Here is a 17,265-nt window from a genome sequence, read left to right as displayed (position 1 = left end):
GTTGACACCAAAGTTGGTCTAGTCCACCGTGGTGAAGCAGGGTCATCCAGACGAGTCCGGCGGAGCCCCGCAACCCGGCACCGACACCGCACGGGACTCACCGACCCATCAACTCGACTACCTCACCGCGGCTTTGAGTGAGCCTTGCGGCGTTGCCATGCCTTGATCCTCGGACGGGCGCATGGATCTGACGATCAGACGGAGATTCCCACACCATGCAACGTGTCTGCCTCGCCCTGCCCACCATGCGTTCCTGCCCCGGCACCATCGTGGACCTCGCCGAGGAGGCGGCCTACGCCGTCGCGACCTTCGGGGTCGAGGTGCACCTCCTCGTCCTCGACACCACCGACGACGCCGAGTTCGCGAAGAACGCGGACGCCGTGGCCGCGCTGGATCCCACGCCCGGCGTGTTCGTCCACCACCTCGGCAACGACCGGCAGCGGGACTTCCTGCGCCGGGCGGCCGAGCGGTCCGGCGCCGCCGACCCCGAGCTGCTGCTCGACATGATGCTTCCGCAGGCCGTCGCGTACGGCTCCTGCGTCAACCGGCTCTTCCTCGCCGCGGCCGCCCTGGGCTGCACCTCGACGCACCTGCGCAACGACGACGCCGACTTCCAGGTCGTCGACGGCGAGAAGGTCTTCCCGATCCACCACGAGCTGCTCTCGATCGGCCGCCCGGCCGGCGAGGCGGCGGCCGTCGTGACCCGCTCCGAGCTCGACCCGGCGGACGCCGACAGGCCGGTGATGCTGGTCAGCGGCTCCTTCATCGGCGAACTCAACGTGGACATCGGCGAGATCCTCGAACTGGACCCGGCCGTCTACCGCGACCTGGTGCGCCTGTGGACCCCGCCGGTGTGGTCGGACGAGGAGCGGGACGCGATGGTGGACCTCTCCTTCAAGGGCGTCGGCGCCGAGCCGTTCGACGGCGACAAGTCCGTCCTGGGCGTGCCCGACATCTGGAACGTCTACATGTGCAACATCGCCCTGGACCACCGGGCCTACGAGGTGCTGCCGCTGCTGCCCTCGATCGAGACCATCGGCTGCGACTACGCCCTGCTGCACGCGCTGGTCCACTCACAGTCGCCCGGTGTCGTCCACAACCGCCACATCGTCAACTACTACACGCCCGAGCGCCGCACCGGCGCCGGCTTCATCTCATACCAGATGCGGTTCGTCAAGTTCCTGCTCTCGATGCTGTACCTGTACCCGGTCTACGGCGGGATGATCGACCACGGCCGCGGGCTGCTGGACGAGCAGCACGGGCTGAAGGTCGAGCCGATCCTCGACCTGGTGCGGGGCAGCGTCGACTGGGACCGGGCCGGGAACGAGCACTGCCTGGACGTCCTGGACCGCTCCTACCGCAAGCTGGGCGGCAAGTACGCCGAACTCGCCGACGTGGTGGCCGGGAAGCGGCAGCAGCTCATGGACGAGGCGCAGGAGGACGCCGCGCGCTGGGCGGTGCTGGTGGGCGCCTGGGCCGGCATGGTCGCCGCCGCCCGCGCGGACGGCCTCCACCCCGGCGTGGACGGGACGGCCGGGTGATCGAGGACATCCTGATCCGGCGGCTGACCGACGCCGACTGGGACGCCGTGGTCGCGCTGGAACACGACGCCTACGCGGCCGACGGCCTGTCGGAGGGCCGGGAGGCACTGCAGTCCCGCGCCCTCGGCTCGCCGGAGACCTGCTTCGTGCTGGAGCAGCAGGGCACGGTCCGCGGCTACCTGCTGAGCCTGCCCTACCCGCCGCTGCGCTGCCCGGACCTCGCCCAGGCGGAGGCCGCCGCGTTCGAGTCGGACAACCTGCACGTGCACGACCTGGTGATCGCCGAGGACCTGCGCGGCCGGGAGGTCGCGCTGGAGTTCATGCGGTACTTCCAGGCGCGGGCGAAGGAGCTGGGGTTCGAGCGGATCTCGATGGTCGCGGTGCGCGGCGCGGACATCCTGCTGCGGATCATCGGCTACCGCTCGCACCGGGAGGTGGCCGTCCCCGCGTCCTACGGGCGGCGCGCGGTCTACATGTCGATGCCGGTGACCTGACCCGCAGCGGCGCCTGGGCGCATCACACTCCTTCGAACCGGACGAACGGGTGTGATGCGCTCAGTGATCGCATACGCTCAGCCCGCCCGCCCGCCCGCCGTGCCGGTCCAGGCCGTGCCGCGCCGTTCCCGGCCAAGCCGTTGATCATCTGACATACCCGGCGATGGCCCGTGCGCACTCCATCGACTCGGCCTGCGCGGTGTCCACCTCCAGGTCGTAGGCCACGCCCTGGTGGACCACGTCCGCCTGCGAGACGGCCATCCCGATGATCCGATCGCCCCGTGCCACCTCACGGCCCGCGGCGACCGCCCCGTCACACCTGACGCCGACCCACAGCACCCGCAGGCCGTCCAAGGCCTTCTGCCATCGTTGCTGTGAGTCCGCTCCGCCGAGGAAGACCTCGTCGAGGATGACCCGGGCGCCCGATCGGGCCATCGCGGCGACCCCCTCGATCCATGCCGCCTCCAGCGTTCGAAACTTCGGCCCGACGATCACCCCTCCGTCCGGCGCGAACTCGATCCCGCCGTCCGACGCCTGCATGGACGCCGGCATCGCCTCTACCAGCGTGTCTGTCCCGAGGGCCAGCCACGGGTCCGGCAGGACCGCCTGCAGACACCGGACGATCCCGGACTTCCCCGAGCTGGACCCACCGTTGAGAACGATCACCTGAGTCATCACCGCGCCACAGTAGAAGCACCGGGGCAACACTCGAAACCGATTTCCGCGGCAGAGGGCCGGGCCGGTGGGACGGGAGGCCGACTCGGCTTCCGTCGGACACCGCGTACCAGGGCCCGGGCCGGCCGGATGTCACACTCTCCCGCTGCCACCACTCTCAGGGTGTGCAACGAGAGGAGTCCCCGATGTCCGAGGCCACGCCGAACGGCAGCATGCCCCGCACTCCCAGCACTCCCAGCACTCCCAGCACGCCCAACACGCCCAGCACGCCGGACGACGGCGTCGACGCGGCCACGCACGCCTTCACCGAGCACCGTGAACTGCTGTTCTCCATGGTCTACAACCTGCTCGGCACCGTTGCCGACACCGAGGACGTCCTCCAGGAGACCTGGCTCTCCTGGAGCGCCCGGAACCGGGCCACCGAGACCGGCCCGATCAACCACCCGCGCGCCTATCTGGTGCGGGTGGCGGTCAACAAGGCGCTCGCGCGGCAGGTGGAGGTGAGCCGTCGCCGGGAGAGCTACTTCGGTCCGTGGCTGCCCGAGCCGCTGGTGGCCCACCTGGACGCGGACGTGCTCGCGGGGCCTGCCGAAGACCCGGTCGAGCACGCCGAGGCCGTCTCGATCGCGCTGCTGGTGGTGCTGGAGACGCTCACCCCGCTGGAGCGGGCGGTCTTCGTCCTGCACGAGGTCTTCGGCTACGCCCACACCGAAACGGCCGAGGTGCTGGGCCGCAGTCCGGCCGCCGTCCGTCAGCTCGCGCACCGCGCCCGGGAGCACGTGCAGGCCCGCAGGCCCCGGTTCCGCACGGATCCGCAGCTGCGGCAGCAGGTGACCGAGCGGTTCGCCGGCGCGGTCGCCGACGGCGACCTGACGGTGCTGCTCGACCTGTTGGCGCCCGACGTGACGCTCTGGGCCGACGGCGGCGGCAAGGCCACGGCGGCCGGCGCCCACCCGGTGCACGGCCGCGACAAGGTGGCCCGGCTGCTGGCCGGCGGCGCGAACCGGGCACCGGACGGCGTGCAGGTGCACTGGGGCCTGGCCAACGGCGACCCCTCGGCGCTGTTGTTCGCCGGTGCCGTCCCGTTCGCCGTCCTGGTCCTCGACCTGACACCGGACGGCGAGCGGATCGCCGGCGTCTACTTCCTCACCAACCCCGACAAGCTCAGCCGGGTGCGCTGACCGCGCGCCGGACGAAAGGACGCCTGATGTACCTGATCACCGGCGCGACCGGCACCGTCGGCCGCCACCTGATATCCCAGCTGCTGGCCGCGGGCGCACCCGTGCGGGCCGTCACCCGCAACCCCGGTCCGGCGGCAGCGCTCGGACTGCCGGACAGGGTGGGGCTGGTCCGGTTGGACCCGGCCGACGGGCCGGCCGCGCTCGCCCCCGCCCTGGAGGGTGCGACCGCGCTCTTCCTCCACCCGCGCGCCGTCGGTGACGGTGCGTCCGACCTGGTCGCACTGGCCCGGGAGCGGGGCGTGCGCAAGGTGGTGGCGCTGTCCGCGCTCAACGTGGACGACCCGCTGAACGAGCAGCCCTCCCGGTACCGCGGGGACCGCAACAAGGAGGCCGAGCAGGCCGCCGCCGACAGCGGTCTGGCCTGGACCAGCCTGCGGGCCGCCTCGTTCGCGGGCAACGCGCTGCAGGCCTGGGGCCCGCAGATCCGGGCCGGCGATCTGGTCCGCTATCCGTTCGCCCGGTTCCAGGAGTCCCCGCTCGACGAGCGCGACCTCGCCGAGGTCGCCGCCCTTGCCCTGTTGACCGATGATCTGATCGACCGTCAGGTACGGCTGACCGGACCGGAGACGCTGAGCCACGAGGAGTCCGTGGCCGTCATCGGGCGGCCGCTGCGGTTCCAGGAGGTCCCGCCGCACGCCGCCGCCGAGGGCATGATCCGGCACGGCCTGCCGGAGCCGTTCGTCACGGCGCTGATGGCCCGCTACATCCGGCACGCCGGCCGGGCGCAGCACCCGGCGACCGGGGAACTGGCCGGCGTCCTCGGCCGCCCCGCCCGCACCTTCGCCGAGTGGGCCGCCGACCACACCGCAGACTTCCGCAGCGCCGCCTTCCTGACGTCCACCTTCCGCGGCACCGAACTGCGCAGCGCCGACCCGCGCAGCGCCGACCTCCCCAGCGCCGACCTCCCCAGCACCACCGAACACGCCGCCGCCTCCCGCGGCCCGAACACCTGAGGAACCACCGTGAAGCTCACCATCCTCGCCGCCAGCGGCGGCATCGGCCGCCACCTCCTCGACCAGGCCCTGGCGGCGGGCCACGACGTCACCGCCGTGGTCCGGACCCCCGCCAAGCTGGCCGACATCTCCGGAGCCCGGGTCGTCCGGGCCGACCTGGCGACCGCCGACGGCACCGCCCTGCAACCGGCCGTCGTCGGCGCCGACGCGGTGCTCTCGGCACTCGGCGCGGTGGGCCGGTCCGACCACGGCGTCGCCGAGCTCGGCACCCTGGCCGCCCTTGAGGCGATGCGTGCCACCGGCGTCAAACGCATCGTCGTGGTCAGCGCCGCGCCGATCGGCACCGTGCCCTCCCCCGGCCGCCCCAACCCACCGCGGCACGACCCCGGCGACGGCCCGATGATGCGCCACCTGCTCAGCCCGGCGGTGAAGACCGTACTGCGCGCGCACTACGCCGACCTGGCCCGGATGGAGGACGCCCTGCGCGCCTCCGGCCTGGCCTGGACCAGCATCCGCCCGCCCCAACTCACCGACCGCCCGCTGACCACCACCTACCGCACCGCCCTGGACCGCAACCTGCGCGGCGGCAGCAGGATCTCCCGCGCCTCCGTGGCGCACTTCATGCTCCGCGCCCTCGCCGACCCCACGACGATCGGCCACGCGGTCGGCATCGCCGACTGACGCGGCACCGCCGACGGGCTGTCGGCGGCCAACGCGGCCGACGCGGCCCGCCCTGCGCGACACGGTCGCGCAGGGTGGCGGTCCCCGACCGACGGACCTTGCCGCCGGGCGCACCCAGACGGTTGAGGCCGAGCGGCAGCCGGGGTGGTGGTGTCCAGGCGCTCTGCCCCGAAAGACTTGTTGGTCTCAGGGGTCGACGCCGAGGGCGAGGGCTTTCCGTGCGAGGCGGCCTGGCCGTGTCCGCTGTTCAGCCGCATGCCGACGGCCACCCCTCCGGCAGCAAGCACCGCAACCGCCACGGAGGCAGCCAGGCATCGTTCCGGGGCCATGTAGCCCACCGTGCCCACCACCGCTCCCGTCGCGGTCAGGGGCTGGGTGGTGTCCATGACGGAGGCGATTCCGAAGTCCGTCAGCAGTGCCTTGCCGTCGGAGTCCAGGAGCACGTTCTGCGGCTTCACGTCCCGGTGCAGGATGCCTTCGGTGTGGGCGGCCTCCAGCGCCGCGAGGATCTCCAGCCCGATCTCGGCCGTCGCCTGCAGTACCGCGCCAAGGATTCAGACGGCGTCCTCGGGCCGTGCGGCGAGGACGCGGGTCAGCAGGTCGGTGAGGGTGGCCCGCTCCTCGGCGTCGAGCGGGGCGAACCACTGCTGCTCACGGCGGGTCTGCTCGGCGAAGGCCTCCCGGACGGCGTCCTCGCCGGCGGCGGTGAGGGCGACGACGACCCCACGCCGGTCGTCCGGGAGTGGCCTGCGCTCGACCAGGGCGTCCCGTTCGAGGGTGTTGACGGCGTTGGTGACGGCCGAGCGGGACATCGCCGAGATCTCGGCAAGCCTGGCGGGCTGCGTGGGGCCGAGCAGCCAGAGTTTGAACATCAGCCTGAACCCGGGGAGCGTCCAGCCGCGCGGGCGGTGGATGTGGCCCTCCAGGTCGGCGACGACCAGGTAGGACAGGTGCAGCAGGTGGTAGCCGAGCGCGAAGGCCTCCGGGTCGGCCGGCGGCGGCATGCCCGCCAGCCGGTCGCGGGCGTAGGCGGCGTAGCTGAGATCTGGTCGGTTCACGGACAGAGTCTTGCGCATGGCGGCCCGACAGGAGATTGTTACGGCCATAACAATCACGGCCATAACAATCAACCCTGGAGGGCACTGTGCGGATCACCATCGCCGGGGGCGGTATCGGCGGGCTCGCCACCGCGCTCAGCCTGCACGCGGCCGGATTCGACGACGTCGTCATCCACGAGGCGAGCCAGGCGATCCGTCCGCTCGGCGTCGGGATCAACCTCCTTCCGCACGCGGTACGGGAGTTGACCGAGCTCGGCCTGGCCGACCGGCTGGCCGCGATCGGCGTCCCCACCGCCGAGCTGGCCTACTACAACCGGCACGGCCAGGCGATCTGGTCCGAACCGCGCGGGCTCGGCGCCGGCTACCGGTGGCCGCAGTACTCGGTGCACCGGGGCAGGCTGCAGATGCTGCTGCTGGACGCCGTCCGCGAGCGCCTGGGCGCGCACGCGGTCCGGACCGGGAGCCGGGTCTCCGGCCTGCGCCACGACTCCGACCTGCTCGTCGGCGCCGACGGGATCCACTCGGCCGTCCGGGCCGCGCTCTTCCCCGGTGAGGGGGCGCCGCCGTGGAACGGCCTGGTGCTGTGGCGGGGTACGACGTACGGCGCACCGTTCCTGACCGGCCGGTCCATGATCATGGCAGGGGACGGCTCGCAGAAGTTCGTCGCCTACCCGATCGGGGACGGCCGGCTGATCAACTGGATCGCCGAGCGGCCGCTGGACGGCGAACCGCCCGAGCGCGGGAACTGGAACCGCCCCGCCGACCTGGCCGCGGTCGTGGCGCACTTCGCCGACTGGCGCTTCGACTGGCTGGACGTGCCGGGGATCATCACGGGAGCCGAGGCGGCCTTCGAGTACCCGATGGTGGACCGCGATCCCCTCCCGTCCTGGACCAGGGACGACGTCGTCCTGTTGGGAGACGCCGCGCACGCCATGTACCCGATCGGGTCCAACGGGGCGTCCCAGGCGATCATCGACGCCCGGGTGCTCGCCCACTCGCTCGCCACGACCGGGTCCGCCGCCGCGTACGAGGAGATCCGCAGACCCGCCACCACGGCCCTCCAGCTCGCCAACCGGCGCCAGGGGCCCGAGGTCGTCATGCGGCTCGCCCACGAGCGGGCGCCCGGCGGCTTCGACGACATCGAACAGGTCGTCCCGCTCGCGGAGCGGGCGGAGATCGCCGCTGCGTACAAGCGCACCGCAGGCTTCGACCCGGCCCTGCTCAACGAGCGCGCGTCCTGGAGCGTGCGGTGAAGCTGGAGCACCTGGCCGCCTTCGAGGTCGAACTGGATCCGGTCCTCGACCTCGGCGACTCGCACTGGGGCAGACGCCGGGTGATCAACATCGTCGGCGGAACCTTCGAGGGACCGCGGCTGTCCGGGGTGATCCTGCCGGGCGGTGCGGACTGGCAGGTGCTGCATCCCGACGGCATGGCCAGCATCGACACCCGCTACACCCTGCGCACGCACGACGGCGCGCACCTCTACCTCTCCACCAGCGGTGTACGCCACGGCCCGCCCGAGGTCCTGCGGAGGCTGGCCGAGGGGGAGACGGTGGACCCCGCCGAGTACTACTTCCGGCTCTTCTGCCGCTTCGAGACCGGGGACGAAGGCTACCGGTGGCTCAACCGCACGCTGGCCGTGGCATCGGGCGCCCGCACCCCCGAGGCCGTCCGCTACGAGGCCTACACCGTCGCATAGCGCCGCCGCTCGTCATTCCGCGGGTGGCCCCCGTCTGGAGGCGGGGCCACCCGAGGCGAAGTGCGGGAACGGCGACGTGCGGGAACGGCGACGTGCGGGGACGGACCGCCCCCGGGCACTCGTTCACGGTGAATCCCCGGCGAGGAGTGACACCCGTGGAGCCCGCGGCGCTGAAACAACCGAGACGAGCACCGCGCGGCCGGCCGACCGGCCCGGATCCCCGCCGGGCAGTCCGTCCGCCGGCCGCACAGCCCTCCCGCCGCCCACCGGGCGGCACCCGTGCGGCCGCCCGGCTCCGGACGGCCGGGGCCGGCCGACCCGGTCCGCTCGGCTCGTCGGTACCGGTCCAAGCCCGTCCCCACCCACAGAGGCCATCCAGCGATGCAACAACTCCCCCACCCGGCGGCCGAGGACACGGTGCCGATCCCGCACCCGTACGAGGACGCGCCGGCTTACGAGGGCACCCCGCCGTACGAGGACGCGCCGGCTTACGAGAGCACCCCGCCGGGGGCGGGAGCAGACCCGGCGGACGCCTCCGAGCCCCGCCCCGTCTTCGTCGACTCCTCCGGCCGGCGCCAGCGGCGCGTCCGCCGCGTGGGCCGCGTGCTCGTCGTTCCCGCCGCCGCCTACTTCGTCCTGCTGATCAGCTCACTGCTCGGCGGCCCCACCATCCAGTCGCCTTTCCTGCCCTCGGCGCAGGCGCCCCAGCCCGCCCCGAGCACCCCGCCGGCCCCCGAACCCGCCCCGCCGGCACCCGAGCCCACCCCGCCGTCCCCACGCGCGAGCCAGGCCAAGGCCGGCGCGACGAAGCCGCCGGCCGCCCCACCGCAAACCACGCCCGCCGTACCGGGAACCGGCTCCCGCAGCCCCGGCGCGGCGGAGGCGACGCCGACACCGGTACCGGGCGCCGGCCAGGCCGCCCCCACCACCGGCGCCGCCGGCCCGCCGACGGACACCGCCACCAAACACGGCCGCTCCTCCGCCGCACCCGGCCAGAGCGGCAAGCCGACCACCCACCCGTGACCCGCCCCTTCCGAACCAGGCAGGTAGCACCTCCCTTGTCGAACAACCGCCGCCGACGCCGGGGCAGGCGCGGCACCGTCCGCAACGTCCCGCTGCGCACCCACTGGCTGCTGCTGACCGCCCTCGTCGCCACCCTCGCCGCAGCCCTGCTGATCCAGGGCTACACCCAGCACATGTTCGACGGCAGGGCCGACGGCGCACCCCGGGCACACGGTCCGGCCGACGGCGTCCCCCGGCAGATCACCACCGGCGGCCCGGTCATCGGGAGCGACGCCACCCGCACCGTGGCACCCGCCGCCCACACCGTCGCCCTGACCTTCGACGATGGCCCGGACCCCGTCTGGACCCCGAAGATCCTCGACGTCCTGCAGCGCCACCACGTCCACGCCACCTTCTTCACCGTCGGCACCCAGGTCGCCGCCCACCCCGAGCTGGCCCGGCGGATCGTCGCCGAGGGCCACCAGATCGGCCTGCACACCTTCACCCACACCGATCTGGGCACCGCACCCGCGTGGCGGCAGTCCCTGGAGCTGCGCGAGAGCCAGCTCGCCATCGCCGGGGCCACCGGCGTCACCACACCGCTGCTGCGCCCTCCGTACTCCTCCACCGGCGACGCACTGGACGACGCCGGCTGGAGCAGCATCGTCCGGGCCGGCCGGGAGGGCTACCTCACCGTCCTGACGACCCGGGACAGCGAGGACTGGCGCCGGCCCGGCGTCGACCGCATCGTCGCCAACGCCACTCCCGAGGGCACCGACGGGCAGATCCTGCTCATGCACGACGCGGGCGGCGACCGCGGTCAGACCGTCGCCGCCCTGGACCAGCTCATCCCGAAGCTCACCACCGCCGGGTTCCGCTTCGCCACGGTCGCCGACGCGGTCGGCCTCACCACCGCCGAGCGACCGGCCACCGGCACCGACCACTGGCAGGGACTCGCCCTCATCACCGCGCTACGCACCAGCGACCTGCTGCTGCAGGGACTCTCCTGGCTGCTCTGGGCGGCCGGCGTGATCAGCGTTCTGCGCGCCGTCGCCGTTCTCGTGGCGGCCAGACGCCACGTGCGCACCCGCCGCAAGGCCTGGGGCAGGCCGATCACCGAGGAGGTGAGCGTGATCGTGCCGGCGTACAACGAGAGCGCGGGCATCGAGGCCGCCGTCCGCTCCCTGCTGGCGTCCGACCACCCGGTGGAGATCATCGTCGTCGACGACGGCTCCACCGACGGCACCGCCGACCTCGTCGAGGCCCTGAACCTCCCCGGGGTCCGGGTCATCCGCCAGCAGAACGCCGGCAAGCCGGCCGCGCTCAACACCGGGATCGCCGCCGCCTCGAACAACCTGCTGGTGATGGTCGACGGCGACACCGTCTTCGAACCGGACGCCGTCCGCATGATCGTCCAGCCCTTCGCCCACCGCCGGGTCGGCGCCGTCTCGGGCAATGCCAAGGTCGTCAATCGCGGCGGCCTGCTCGGCCGCTGGCAGCACATCGAGTACGTCGTCGGTTTCAACCTCGACCGCAGGCTCTTCGACCTCGCCGAGTGCATGCCCACCGTCCCCGGCGCCGTCGGCGCGTTCCGCCGCGAGGCCCTGCTGCGGGTCGGCGGCGTCAGCGACATCACCCTCGCCGAGGACACCGATCTCACCATGGCCCTGTGCCGGGACGGCTGGCGCGTCGTCTACGAGGAGCGGGCGAAAGCCTGGACGGAGGCACCGGCCTCGCTCGGCGCCCTGTGGAAGCAGCGCTACCGCTGGTGCTACGGCACCCTGCAGGCGATGTGGAAGCACCGCGGGGCGCTCGTGCAGCGGGGGCAGGCCGGCAAGCTCGGCCGGCGGGGCCTCCTCTACCTGCTGATGTTCCAGGTCCTGCTGCCGCTGCTCGCCCCGGCCGTGGACGTCTTCGCCGTGTACGGCCTGATCTTCCTCGACCCGGTGCGGATCATCGGTCTGTGGGGCGCTTTCCTGCTGCTCCAGGTACTGATGGGCCTCTATGCCTTCCGGCTGGACAAGGAGCGGGCCGGACCGCTCTGGAGCCTGCCGCTCCAGCAGTTCGTCTACCGCCAGCTGATGTACCTGGTCGTCATCCAGTCGGTCTTCACCGCCGTCGCCGGGTCGCGGCTGCGCTGGCAGCGGATGGAGCGGTACGGCAGCCTGCGGGTGCCGGGCGGCGCGCGCCCGGCACCCGCGGGCCCGTCGGTTCCGGCCGGCCTCGAACTCGCCGACGCGTGGACCCGTGAGGCCCACGCCGCGGCGCCCGCCGGCACCGGGCCGGGGCTGCACACCGGCCTGCCAGGCACGCCCTGGCCCGCCCAGGATCCGGGCGCACACCCGCCCCGCGACCCGGCCCGCGGGGGCTCCGGCTGAGGACCCGACGCGCCGGGGCCACCCGGGACGCGGGAGCCGGACGGGTACCCCGGGTCGGGCCGGCCGGGGAGTGTTCCACCGGCGGCGCGGATATCGATCCGGAATGTTTCGGCTCCAGGGTGTGACACCGGGACCCTCGGCGGCGCTGAGGGGCATGAGAGACGGCCGCCGCCGGCCCCGTCGGCCAGGCCCGCTCTCACCCACCATCACTGACAGCGAACGGTCACCATGCGCGCTACTCTCACCACCCGCGCCGTGTTCACGGCAGCGGCCGCCAGTCTCATGATCCTTCCCGCGGCGCCCTCGGCCTTCGCCACCGCCGGCACCTACACCGTCCCGGTCCACCAGGACCTTCCCCTCACCGCTGCCGGTTTCGGCGAGCACGAGGCGAAGTGCGGGAGCATCGGCACCAATCAGGACGGCTGGCACTTCGTCCTCCCGGGCAACTCGACGGACTTCGTCAAGCTCACGGTCGCCTTCGACAACGGCACCCCGCAGGTGATCACCGTCTTCGGGCCGCCCACCACCAAGCACGCCTATGTCGGGTCGGCTCCGGGCGCCAAGCTGACGTCGGCCAGCGCCGAGGTCCAGGGCGGCGAGGTGAAGTGGTTCAACCTCTCGCACACCTGCCCGGCCGTCAGCACCTCGCCGAGCCCCACGCCGACCACGCGGGCGACGTCGACGCCCACCACGCCGGGGATATCCACCTCGCCGAGCGCCACCACCGGCCCGTCGCCGTCCGGGTCCAAGTCGCCCTCCGCCTCCGCCTCTCCGTCGGCGTCGGCGTCGGCGTCGGCGTCCATGTCGGCGTCGGCTGCGGCCACCACCGGGGCGTCCTCCAGCCCCACCGTGGCGCCCGCCTCCTCGACCGGCTCCACGGCCGGTGCGGCCGCCGACCACTCGGCCTCGCCCTCCGCCTCCACGGCGGTGAGCGGTACGGGCAGCCTCGCCTCGACCGGGGCGAACATCGGCCTGACCCTGACCGCTGCCCTCGGGCTGCTCGGGGTGGGCGCCGTCCTGGTCATGCGCCGCCGCCGGGCCGGTCAGCACTGACCTGACCGCCCCCGGGCGCGGTGACCACAGGACGGGCCACCCGGCCTGTGGTCACCGGCGGGTCCAGCGGACCGCCGCACCTCAGCCGACGGTCTTCGCCTCGGCCGGGGTCCGGACCGCGTCCAGGGCCCGCTCATCGGAGGTACCACAGGCGGTGGTGCCGCAGGCGGTGGTGCCGCAGCAGGAGTCAGGCGCGCCGACCGCCTTGTCGAGCGTGTCGGCGTCGGCCTTGACGACGTAGACCTCCCAGGGCTCCCGGCCGGGGCCGTGCAGCCAGACCTTGTCCTGAAGGGCGTAGCAGCAGGAGGTGTCGTTCTCCTCGACGGTGGCGAGGCCGGCGCCCTTGAACCGGGCAGTGGCCGCCGTGACCTCCCCGGTCGTGGAGACCTCGACGCCGAGGTGGTCGAGTCGGGTGTCCTGCCCGGCCTCACCCTCGATGAGGACGAGCTTGAGCGGGGGCTCGGCGATGGCGAAGTTCGCGTAGCCGGGCCGGCGCTTGGCGGGCTCGACCCCGAAGAGCGCGGAGTAGAAGGCGATGGACCCTTCGAGGTCGGCGACGCGAAGGGCGAGCTGAACGCGGGACATGGCGGTCTCCCCGATCCGGGAACCTTGATTCGACGGTTGTCGATACAGCGACCTTGCCTCTCGGAATAGATGGCTGTCAACATAGACACATGTCGAATCCGAAACTCGAGGTGCTCAGTCAGGACGACGCGAGCGCGTGCTGCTCGCCGATGGTCCGCGAACCGCTCGGCGAGGCGGCCGCCGTGGACCTGGCGAAGATGTTCAAGGCCCTGTCCGACCCGGTGCGGCTGCGACTGCTGTCGCTGATCGCCTCGTACGAGGGCGGCGAGGCCTGCGTCTGCGACCTGACCGGCCCGTTCGCCGTGTCCCAGCCGACGATCTCCCACCACCTCAAGATCCTGCGCGAAGCCGGACTGGTCGGCTCCGAGCGCCGGGGGACCTGGGTCTACTACTGGGTGCTGCCCGCCGCCCTGGCCAGGTTGTCCGCCCTGCTCGACGCCCCGGCCACCGCCGGAGACGCGAGATGACGGACACTGCCGCGCTGGGCCGCCGGGCGGCCGCCGAGCTGGTCGGGACGGCCGCGCTGGTCGCGGTCGTGGTCGGCTCCGGGATCCAGGCCGCCGGGCTGTCCCAGGACGTCGGCCTGCAGTTGCTGGCCAACTCGCTGGCGACCGTCTTCGGCCTGGGCGTGCTGATCCTGCTGCTCGGCCCGGTCTCCGGCGCCCACTTCAACCCGGTCGTCACGCTGGCCGCCTGGTGGACCGGCCGCCGGACCGGAAGCGGGCCCGGCCCGGGGGAGGTCGCGACCTATGCCCTCGCCCAGACCGCGGGGGCGATCGGCGGTGCGGTGCTCGCCGACGCGATGTTCGACCGGCCGCTCGTCGCCTGGTCCACCCACGACCGCTTCGCCGGACATCTCTGGCTGGGCGAGGTCGTCGCGACCACCGGCCTGGTCCTGCTGGTCTTCGGGCTCGCCCGGACCGGCCGCGAGCGCTTCGCCCCGGCGGCGGTCGCCTCCTTCATCGGCGCCGCCTACTGGTTCACCTCCTCCACCTCCTTCGCCAACCCGGCCGTGACGATCGGACGGGCGTTCACCGACACCTTCGCCGGCATCGCCCCCGCCTCCGTCGCACCGTTCGTCGCCGCCCAGCTCGTCGGCCTGGCCGTGGGCCTCGGCCTGGTCGCGGTGCTGTTCGGCCACCCGGTCCCGGTGGCGGCCGCCGTCCCGCGGCCGGCCCCGGCTGCCCCGGCCACTTCGGCCACCCCCTGAACCCGCCCTCCCCTCCCCCTCCACCTCCCCCTGAGCCCCGAAGGACCGTGCCGTGCCTGCTCCCGCTGTTCCGTCCGTGCTGTTCGTCTGCGTCCACAACGCGGGGCGTTCCCAGATGGCCGCCGCCTTCCTCACCCGGATCGGCGGCGACCGGGTACAGGTCCGTTCCGCCGGGTCCGCTCCCGCGGACAGCGTGAACCCGGCCGTGGTCGAGGCCCTCGCCGAAGTGGGCATCGACATCTCCGCCGAGACCCCGAAGGTCCTGACCGTCGAGGCGGTGCAGTCCTCCGACGTGGTGATCACCATGGGCTGTGGCGACGCCTGCCCGTACTTCCCCGGCAAGCGGTACCTGGACTGGACGCTGGACGACCCGGCCGGTCAGGGCGTCGCGGCCGTCCGCCCGATCCGCGACGAGATCGAGCGGCGCATCCGCGGCCTGCTCGCCGACCTCGGCGTCCAGGTCACGGCTTGAGCGCCGGGACCGTCACGGTTCGCGGCGGGAACGGTCAGTGGCCGGTGAGCTGACCGCTGAGGCTCTGGTGGATGTGCACGCTGTGCTGGTTGAGGCGACCTTGGCGGGGTCGCCGCCGAAGTCGAACCGGGTGCGGCGGTCGTTGCTGGAGACGAGGAAGAGCGCACCGGTGACCGTGTAGGGACACAGGACGCGCAGGCGCGCGGAGGCGGTGGGCGGGGCGGGCAGCCCGCCTGGCCTGGCCTGGCAACTCCGTCCCGTGCGCAGCGTCGGGCACGACGAGGAGGCCGGGGCGAGCAGGCGGCTCGACGCCCTCCCGGACGTAGGAGCGTCCGGGAGGGCGTCGATCTGGGCGCTCACCCACCGGTTGCCCGGTGAGGCGGAAGCCTGCGGTGGGGCGTCGGGCTCAGCTCACGGGGATGGCCTTGACACCCGAGAGCAGGGGGACGAGCTGGTACAGGCCGTCCCCGGGGCCGCAGGAGGGCGTGGTGTCCGGGGTGTTGGAGATGTTCGTCCCCGCCTTGAACCGGCCGTCCCCGCTCGCGGCCACCGTCGTGAAGTGGTCGCGGCGGCCGTTGAAGTAGTACATGCACTGGTGCAGGTTCAGGTACCGGCCGGCGGCGAGGTCCAGCGGCGTGGCGCTCGACAGCAGGGGGATGGGGTCGTAGACGCCGCCTCCGCTGCCGCATCTCGGGCTGGAGTCACGGGTGTTGGAGACGTTGGTGCCGGCGGTGAACTTGAAGTCCGTGGCCCCCACCAGCGTGGTGAGGTGGGTCTGGTCGTAGTCGCCGAAGAACACGCACTGGTGCAGGTTCAGATAGCGGCCCGCCGTCAGGTCGTAGCCCTCGGCGGCCGAGTAGACGTTCCTCTCGTAGGTCCCGTCCCCCGGGCCGCAGGAGGGGGCCGCGTCCGCGGTGCCGGAGACGTTCGTCCCGGCGGTGAAGCGCCCGTCCCGGCTGGGGACGACGGTGGTCAGGAGGTCGAAGCTCGCCGGCAGGAACGCGTCGAAGACGCACTGGTGCACGTTCAGGTACCGGCTGGCCGCAGGTTGCGCCGCGGCGGCGGGCGCCGGGCCGGCCAGGACGGTGGCGCACAGGGCGGTGGTGGACAGGGCGGTGGCGAGGAATGCGGCGGGGCGGGGAAGTGGGCGCATCGGGGAGGTCTCCGTGGTCCGGTGGGGCCGCTCCGGGCGAGCGGCCTGTCACTCGCGATGTCTTCCCGGGCCCCCGGGCGTCCTGGAGCCCGGGTGGAATCTTCACCTGAACGACAGGGCGTCGTCGACCCTGCCGTTCGCCTCCCGGACGGGCCGGTCCCCGGGTCAGTCCAGCCGGGCGGCGGCGTAGGACTCGATGGCGTCGCGCTGGTACTCGGCCAGGCCCGGTGCGATCGCCTCGTACGCGGCGCGCCACGCGTCGTTGTCGACGCAGGAGCGACCGATGGCGCGGTACTCCTCAGCCGAGACGCTGCGCAGTGCGGTCAGGGCCCGGTACTGGGCGTCGGCCTCGGCCTGCACGGGCCCGGCGTCGACCGGCAGGCCCGCGGCCATCAGCTCGGCCAGCCGGATCATCTGCGCCGTACGCTCACGCTGGCCGGCCTCGACCTGCTCCGGGCTCATCGCGGCGACCCTCCGGGCGGCCTCCTCGGCGTGCTCGGGGAAGTCCCGCAGGCTCTCCTCGTACACGGAGGGCAGGATGCCCTCGAACAGGTTCTCCGGCCGGTTGATGGTGGTCATGGATGTGCCGTCCTTTCTGGACTGTTCCAGTTCCGCGATCGTGCGACAGACGGTGCCGACCAGGGCGTCGAGCCGGTCCCGCTCGGCGAGAAGCCGCCGGTGGTGATCGCGCAGGGCCTCCACCTCGTCGACCTGCTCGACCAGGACCCGGCCGATCTCCGGCAGCCCCAGGCCCAGCGCCCGCAGAACGAGAATCTGCTGAAGCAGCAGCAACTGGGACTCCTCGTAGTAGCGGTGACCGCCCACCCCGATCCGGGCGGGCACCAGCAGGCCGATCTCGCCGTAGTGCCGCAAGGTCCGCGCGGTCACGCCCGACATCCGAGCGACCTCCGCGATCGACCACTCCATCGCCGCACCCCTCACGATCGCCTCACCGGGCCGGACTGTCCGGCCCTGTCCACGACGGTAGAAGCTGCCGTAGCGACAACTTCAACCCCTGCAGCCCACCTCGTTGCGCGGTCCGCTGCCGCCTGGCCTCCTGCTGCCTGCCT

18 protein-coding genes and 1 pseudogene are annotated in these 17,265 nt (G+C 73.0%); 13 read left to right on the top strand and 6 right to left on the bottom strand.

The annotated features are described in order from the left end of the window. The first annotated feature begins 215 nt into the window (after positions 1-215). Positions 216-1,541, top strand: coding sequence for a DUF6271 family protein (locus ACIGZJ_RS14445; protein WP_396457486.1), 1,326 nt, complete (start codon positions 216-218; stop codon positions 1,539-1,541). Further along, positions 1,538-2,035 (top strand): GNAT family N-acetyltransferase, encoded by a 498-nt coding sequence (locus tag ACIGZJ_RS14440; RefSeq protein WP_396457485.1) that lies wholly within the window; start codon positions 1,538-1,540, stop codon positions 2,033-2,035. Before ACIGZJ_RS14445 ends, ACIGZJ_RS14440 begins: the two co-directional genes overlap by 4 nt. Before the next feature lie 144 nt (positions 2,036-2,179). Here ACIGZJ_RS14440 and cpt read toward each other — a convergent pair whose 3' ends face one another. Then, positions 2,180-2,710, bottom strand: coding sequence for a chloramphenicol phosphotransferase CPT (gene cpt, locus ACIGZJ_RS14435; RefSeq protein WP_396457662.1), 531 nt, complete (start codon positions 2,708-2,710; stop codon positions 2,180-2,182). A 185-nt stretch (positions 2,711-2,895) separates the two neighbouring features. Here cpt and sigJ point away from each other — a divergent pair, with 185 nt between their 5' ends. Genes sigJ through ACIGZJ_RS14420 form a run of 3 tightly spaced genes read left to right on the top strand, consistent with a single transcriptional unit; the run spans position 2,896 to position 5,585 of the window. Continuing rightward, positions 2,896-3,891 (top strand): RNA polymerase sigma factor SigJ, encoded by a 996-nt coding sequence (gene sigJ / locus ACIGZJ_RS14430; protein WP_396457484.1) that lies wholly within the window; start codon positions 2,896-2,898, stop codon positions 3,889-3,891. A gap of 26 nt (positions 3,892-3,917) precedes the next feature. Further along, positions 3,918-4,904: an SDR family oxidoreductase gene (locus ACIGZJ_RS14425; protein WP_396457483.1), complete on the top strand. Its 987-nt coding sequence runs from the start codon at positions 3,918-3,920 to the stop codon at positions 4,902-4,904. A 9-nt stretch (positions 4,905-4,913) separates the two neighbouring features. After that, complete coding sequence (locus ACIGZJ_RS14420; RefSeq protein ID WP_396457481.1) at positions 4,914-5,585, top strand: NAD(P)-dependent oxidoreductase; 672 nt, start codon at positions 4,914-4,916, stop codon at positions 5,583-5,585. A gap of 323 nt (positions 5,586-5,908) precedes the next feature. Here the strand turns inward: ACIGZJ_RS14420 and ACIGZJ_RS14415 are convergent. Next, positions 5,909-6,106 (bottom strand): annotated as a pseudogene (locus ACIGZJ_RS14415) (protein kinase); the annotation flags it as partial. Between the two features lie 33 nt (positions 6,107-6,139). Further along, entirely contained in the window at positions 6,140-6,643 is a 504-nt protein-coding gene (locus tag ACIGZJ_RS14410) for a MarR family winged helix-turn-helix transcriptional regulator (protein WP_396457480.1), read from the bottom strand. A gap of 86 nt (positions 6,644-6,729) precedes the next feature. On the opposite strand from ACIGZJ_RS14410, the gene ACIGZJ_RS14405 reads away from it, so the two are divergent. The 5 genes from ACIGZJ_RS14405 to ACIGZJ_RS14385 all read left to right on the top strand — a co-directional run bounded on the left by ACIGZJ_RS14405 (position 6,730) and on the right by ACIGZJ_RS14385 (position 12,775). Continuing rightward, positions 6,730-7,896 carry a flavin-dependent oxidoreductase gene (locus tag ACIGZJ_RS14405; RefSeq protein ID WP_396457479.1) on the top strand — a complete coding sequence of 389 codons (1,167 nt, stop codon included), beginning with the start codon at positions 6,730-6,732 and terminating at the stop codon, positions 7,894-7,896. Further along, positions 7,893-8,342, top strand: a complete 450-nt coding sequence (locus tag ACIGZJ_RS14400) for a DUF3237 domain-containing protein (RefSeq protein WP_396457478.1) — start codon at positions 7,893-7,895, stop codon at positions 8,340-8,342. The genes ACIGZJ_RS14405 and ACIGZJ_RS14400 overlap by 4 nt, the downstream gene beginning before the upstream one ends. Positions 8,343-8,723: 381 nt before the next feature. Continuing rightward, a complete protein-coding gene (locus ACIGZJ_RS14395) occupies positions 8,724-9,365 on the top strand; it encodes a hypothetical protein (RefSeq protein WP_396457477.1) in 642 nt (213 codons plus the stop codon). Positions 9,366-9,400: 35 nt separating this feature from the next. Then, entirely contained in the window at positions 9,401-11,722 is a 2,322-nt protein-coding gene (locus ACIGZJ_RS14390; protein WP_396457476.1) for a bifunctional polysaccharide deacetylase/glycosyltransferase family 2 protein, read from the top strand. Positions 11,723-11,950: 228 nt separating this feature from the next. Next, positions 11,951-12,775 carry a hypothetical protein gene (locus ACIGZJ_RS14385; protein WP_396457475.1) on the top strand — a complete coding sequence of 275 codons (825 nt, stop codon included), beginning with the start codon at positions 11,951-11,953 and terminating at the stop codon, positions 12,773-12,775. An 81-nt stretch (positions 12,776-12,856) separates the two neighbouring features. Here the strand turns inward: ACIGZJ_RS14385 and ACIGZJ_RS14380 are convergent, their stop codons facing one another. After that, the gene (locus tag ACIGZJ_RS14380; RefSeq protein ID WP_396457474.1) at positions 12,857-13,360 is read right to left on the bottom strand and encodes an ArsI/CadI family heavy metal resistance metalloenzyme; all 504 of its coding nucleotides are present in this window, start codon (positions 13,358-13,360) and stop codon (positions 12,857-12,859) included. A gap of 89 nt (positions 13,361-13,449) precedes the next feature. On the opposite strand from ACIGZJ_RS14380, the gene ACIGZJ_RS14375 reads away from it, so the two are divergent. Genes ACIGZJ_RS14375 through ACIGZJ_RS14365 form a run of 3 tightly spaced genes read left to right on the top strand, consistent with a single transcriptional unit; the run spans position 13,450 to position 15,042 of the window. Then, on the top strand, positions 13,450-13,827 hold the full coding sequence (locus ACIGZJ_RS14375; protein ID WP_396457473.1) for an ArsR/SmtB family transcription factor: 378 nt from the start codon (positions 13,450-13,452) through the stop codon (positions 13,825-13,827). Then, positions 13,824-14,570 (top strand): aquaporin, encoded by a 747-nt coding sequence (locus tag ACIGZJ_RS14370; protein ID WP_396457472.1) that lies wholly within the window; start codon positions 13,824-13,826, stop codon positions 14,568-14,570. Before ACIGZJ_RS14375 ends, ACIGZJ_RS14370 begins: the two co-directional genes overlap by 4 nt. A gap of 52 nt (positions 14,571-14,622) precedes the next feature. Further along, complete coding sequence (locus ACIGZJ_RS14365; protein ID WP_396457471.1) at positions 14,623-15,042, top strand: arsenate reductase ArsC; 420 nt, start codon at positions 14,623-14,625, stop codon at positions 15,040-15,042. 406 nt (positions 15,043-15,448) lie between these two features. Here ACIGZJ_RS14365 and ACIGZJ_RS14360 read toward each other — a convergent pair whose 3' ends face one another. Then, complete coding sequence (locus tag ACIGZJ_RS14360) at positions 15,449-16,195, bottom strand: hypothetical protein (RefSeq protein WP_396457470.1); 747 nt, start codon at positions 16,193-16,195, stop codon at positions 15,449-15,451. A 165-nt stretch (positions 16,196-16,360) separates the two neighbouring features. Next, positions 16,361-17,122, bottom strand: a complete 762-nt coding sequence (locus ACIGZJ_RS14355; RefSeq protein WP_396457469.1) for a MerR family transcriptional regulator — start codon at positions 17,120-17,122, stop codon at positions 16,361-16,363. Between the last annotated feature and the right edge of the window lie 143 nt (positions 17,123-17,265).

The organism is Kitasatospora sp. NPDC052868, from assembly GCF_044547105.1.
GTDB lineage: Bacteria > Actinomycetota > Actinomycetes > Streptomycetales > Streptomycetaceae > Kitasatospora.
This window is presented reverse-complemented; position numbering and strand designations above follow the sequence as displayed.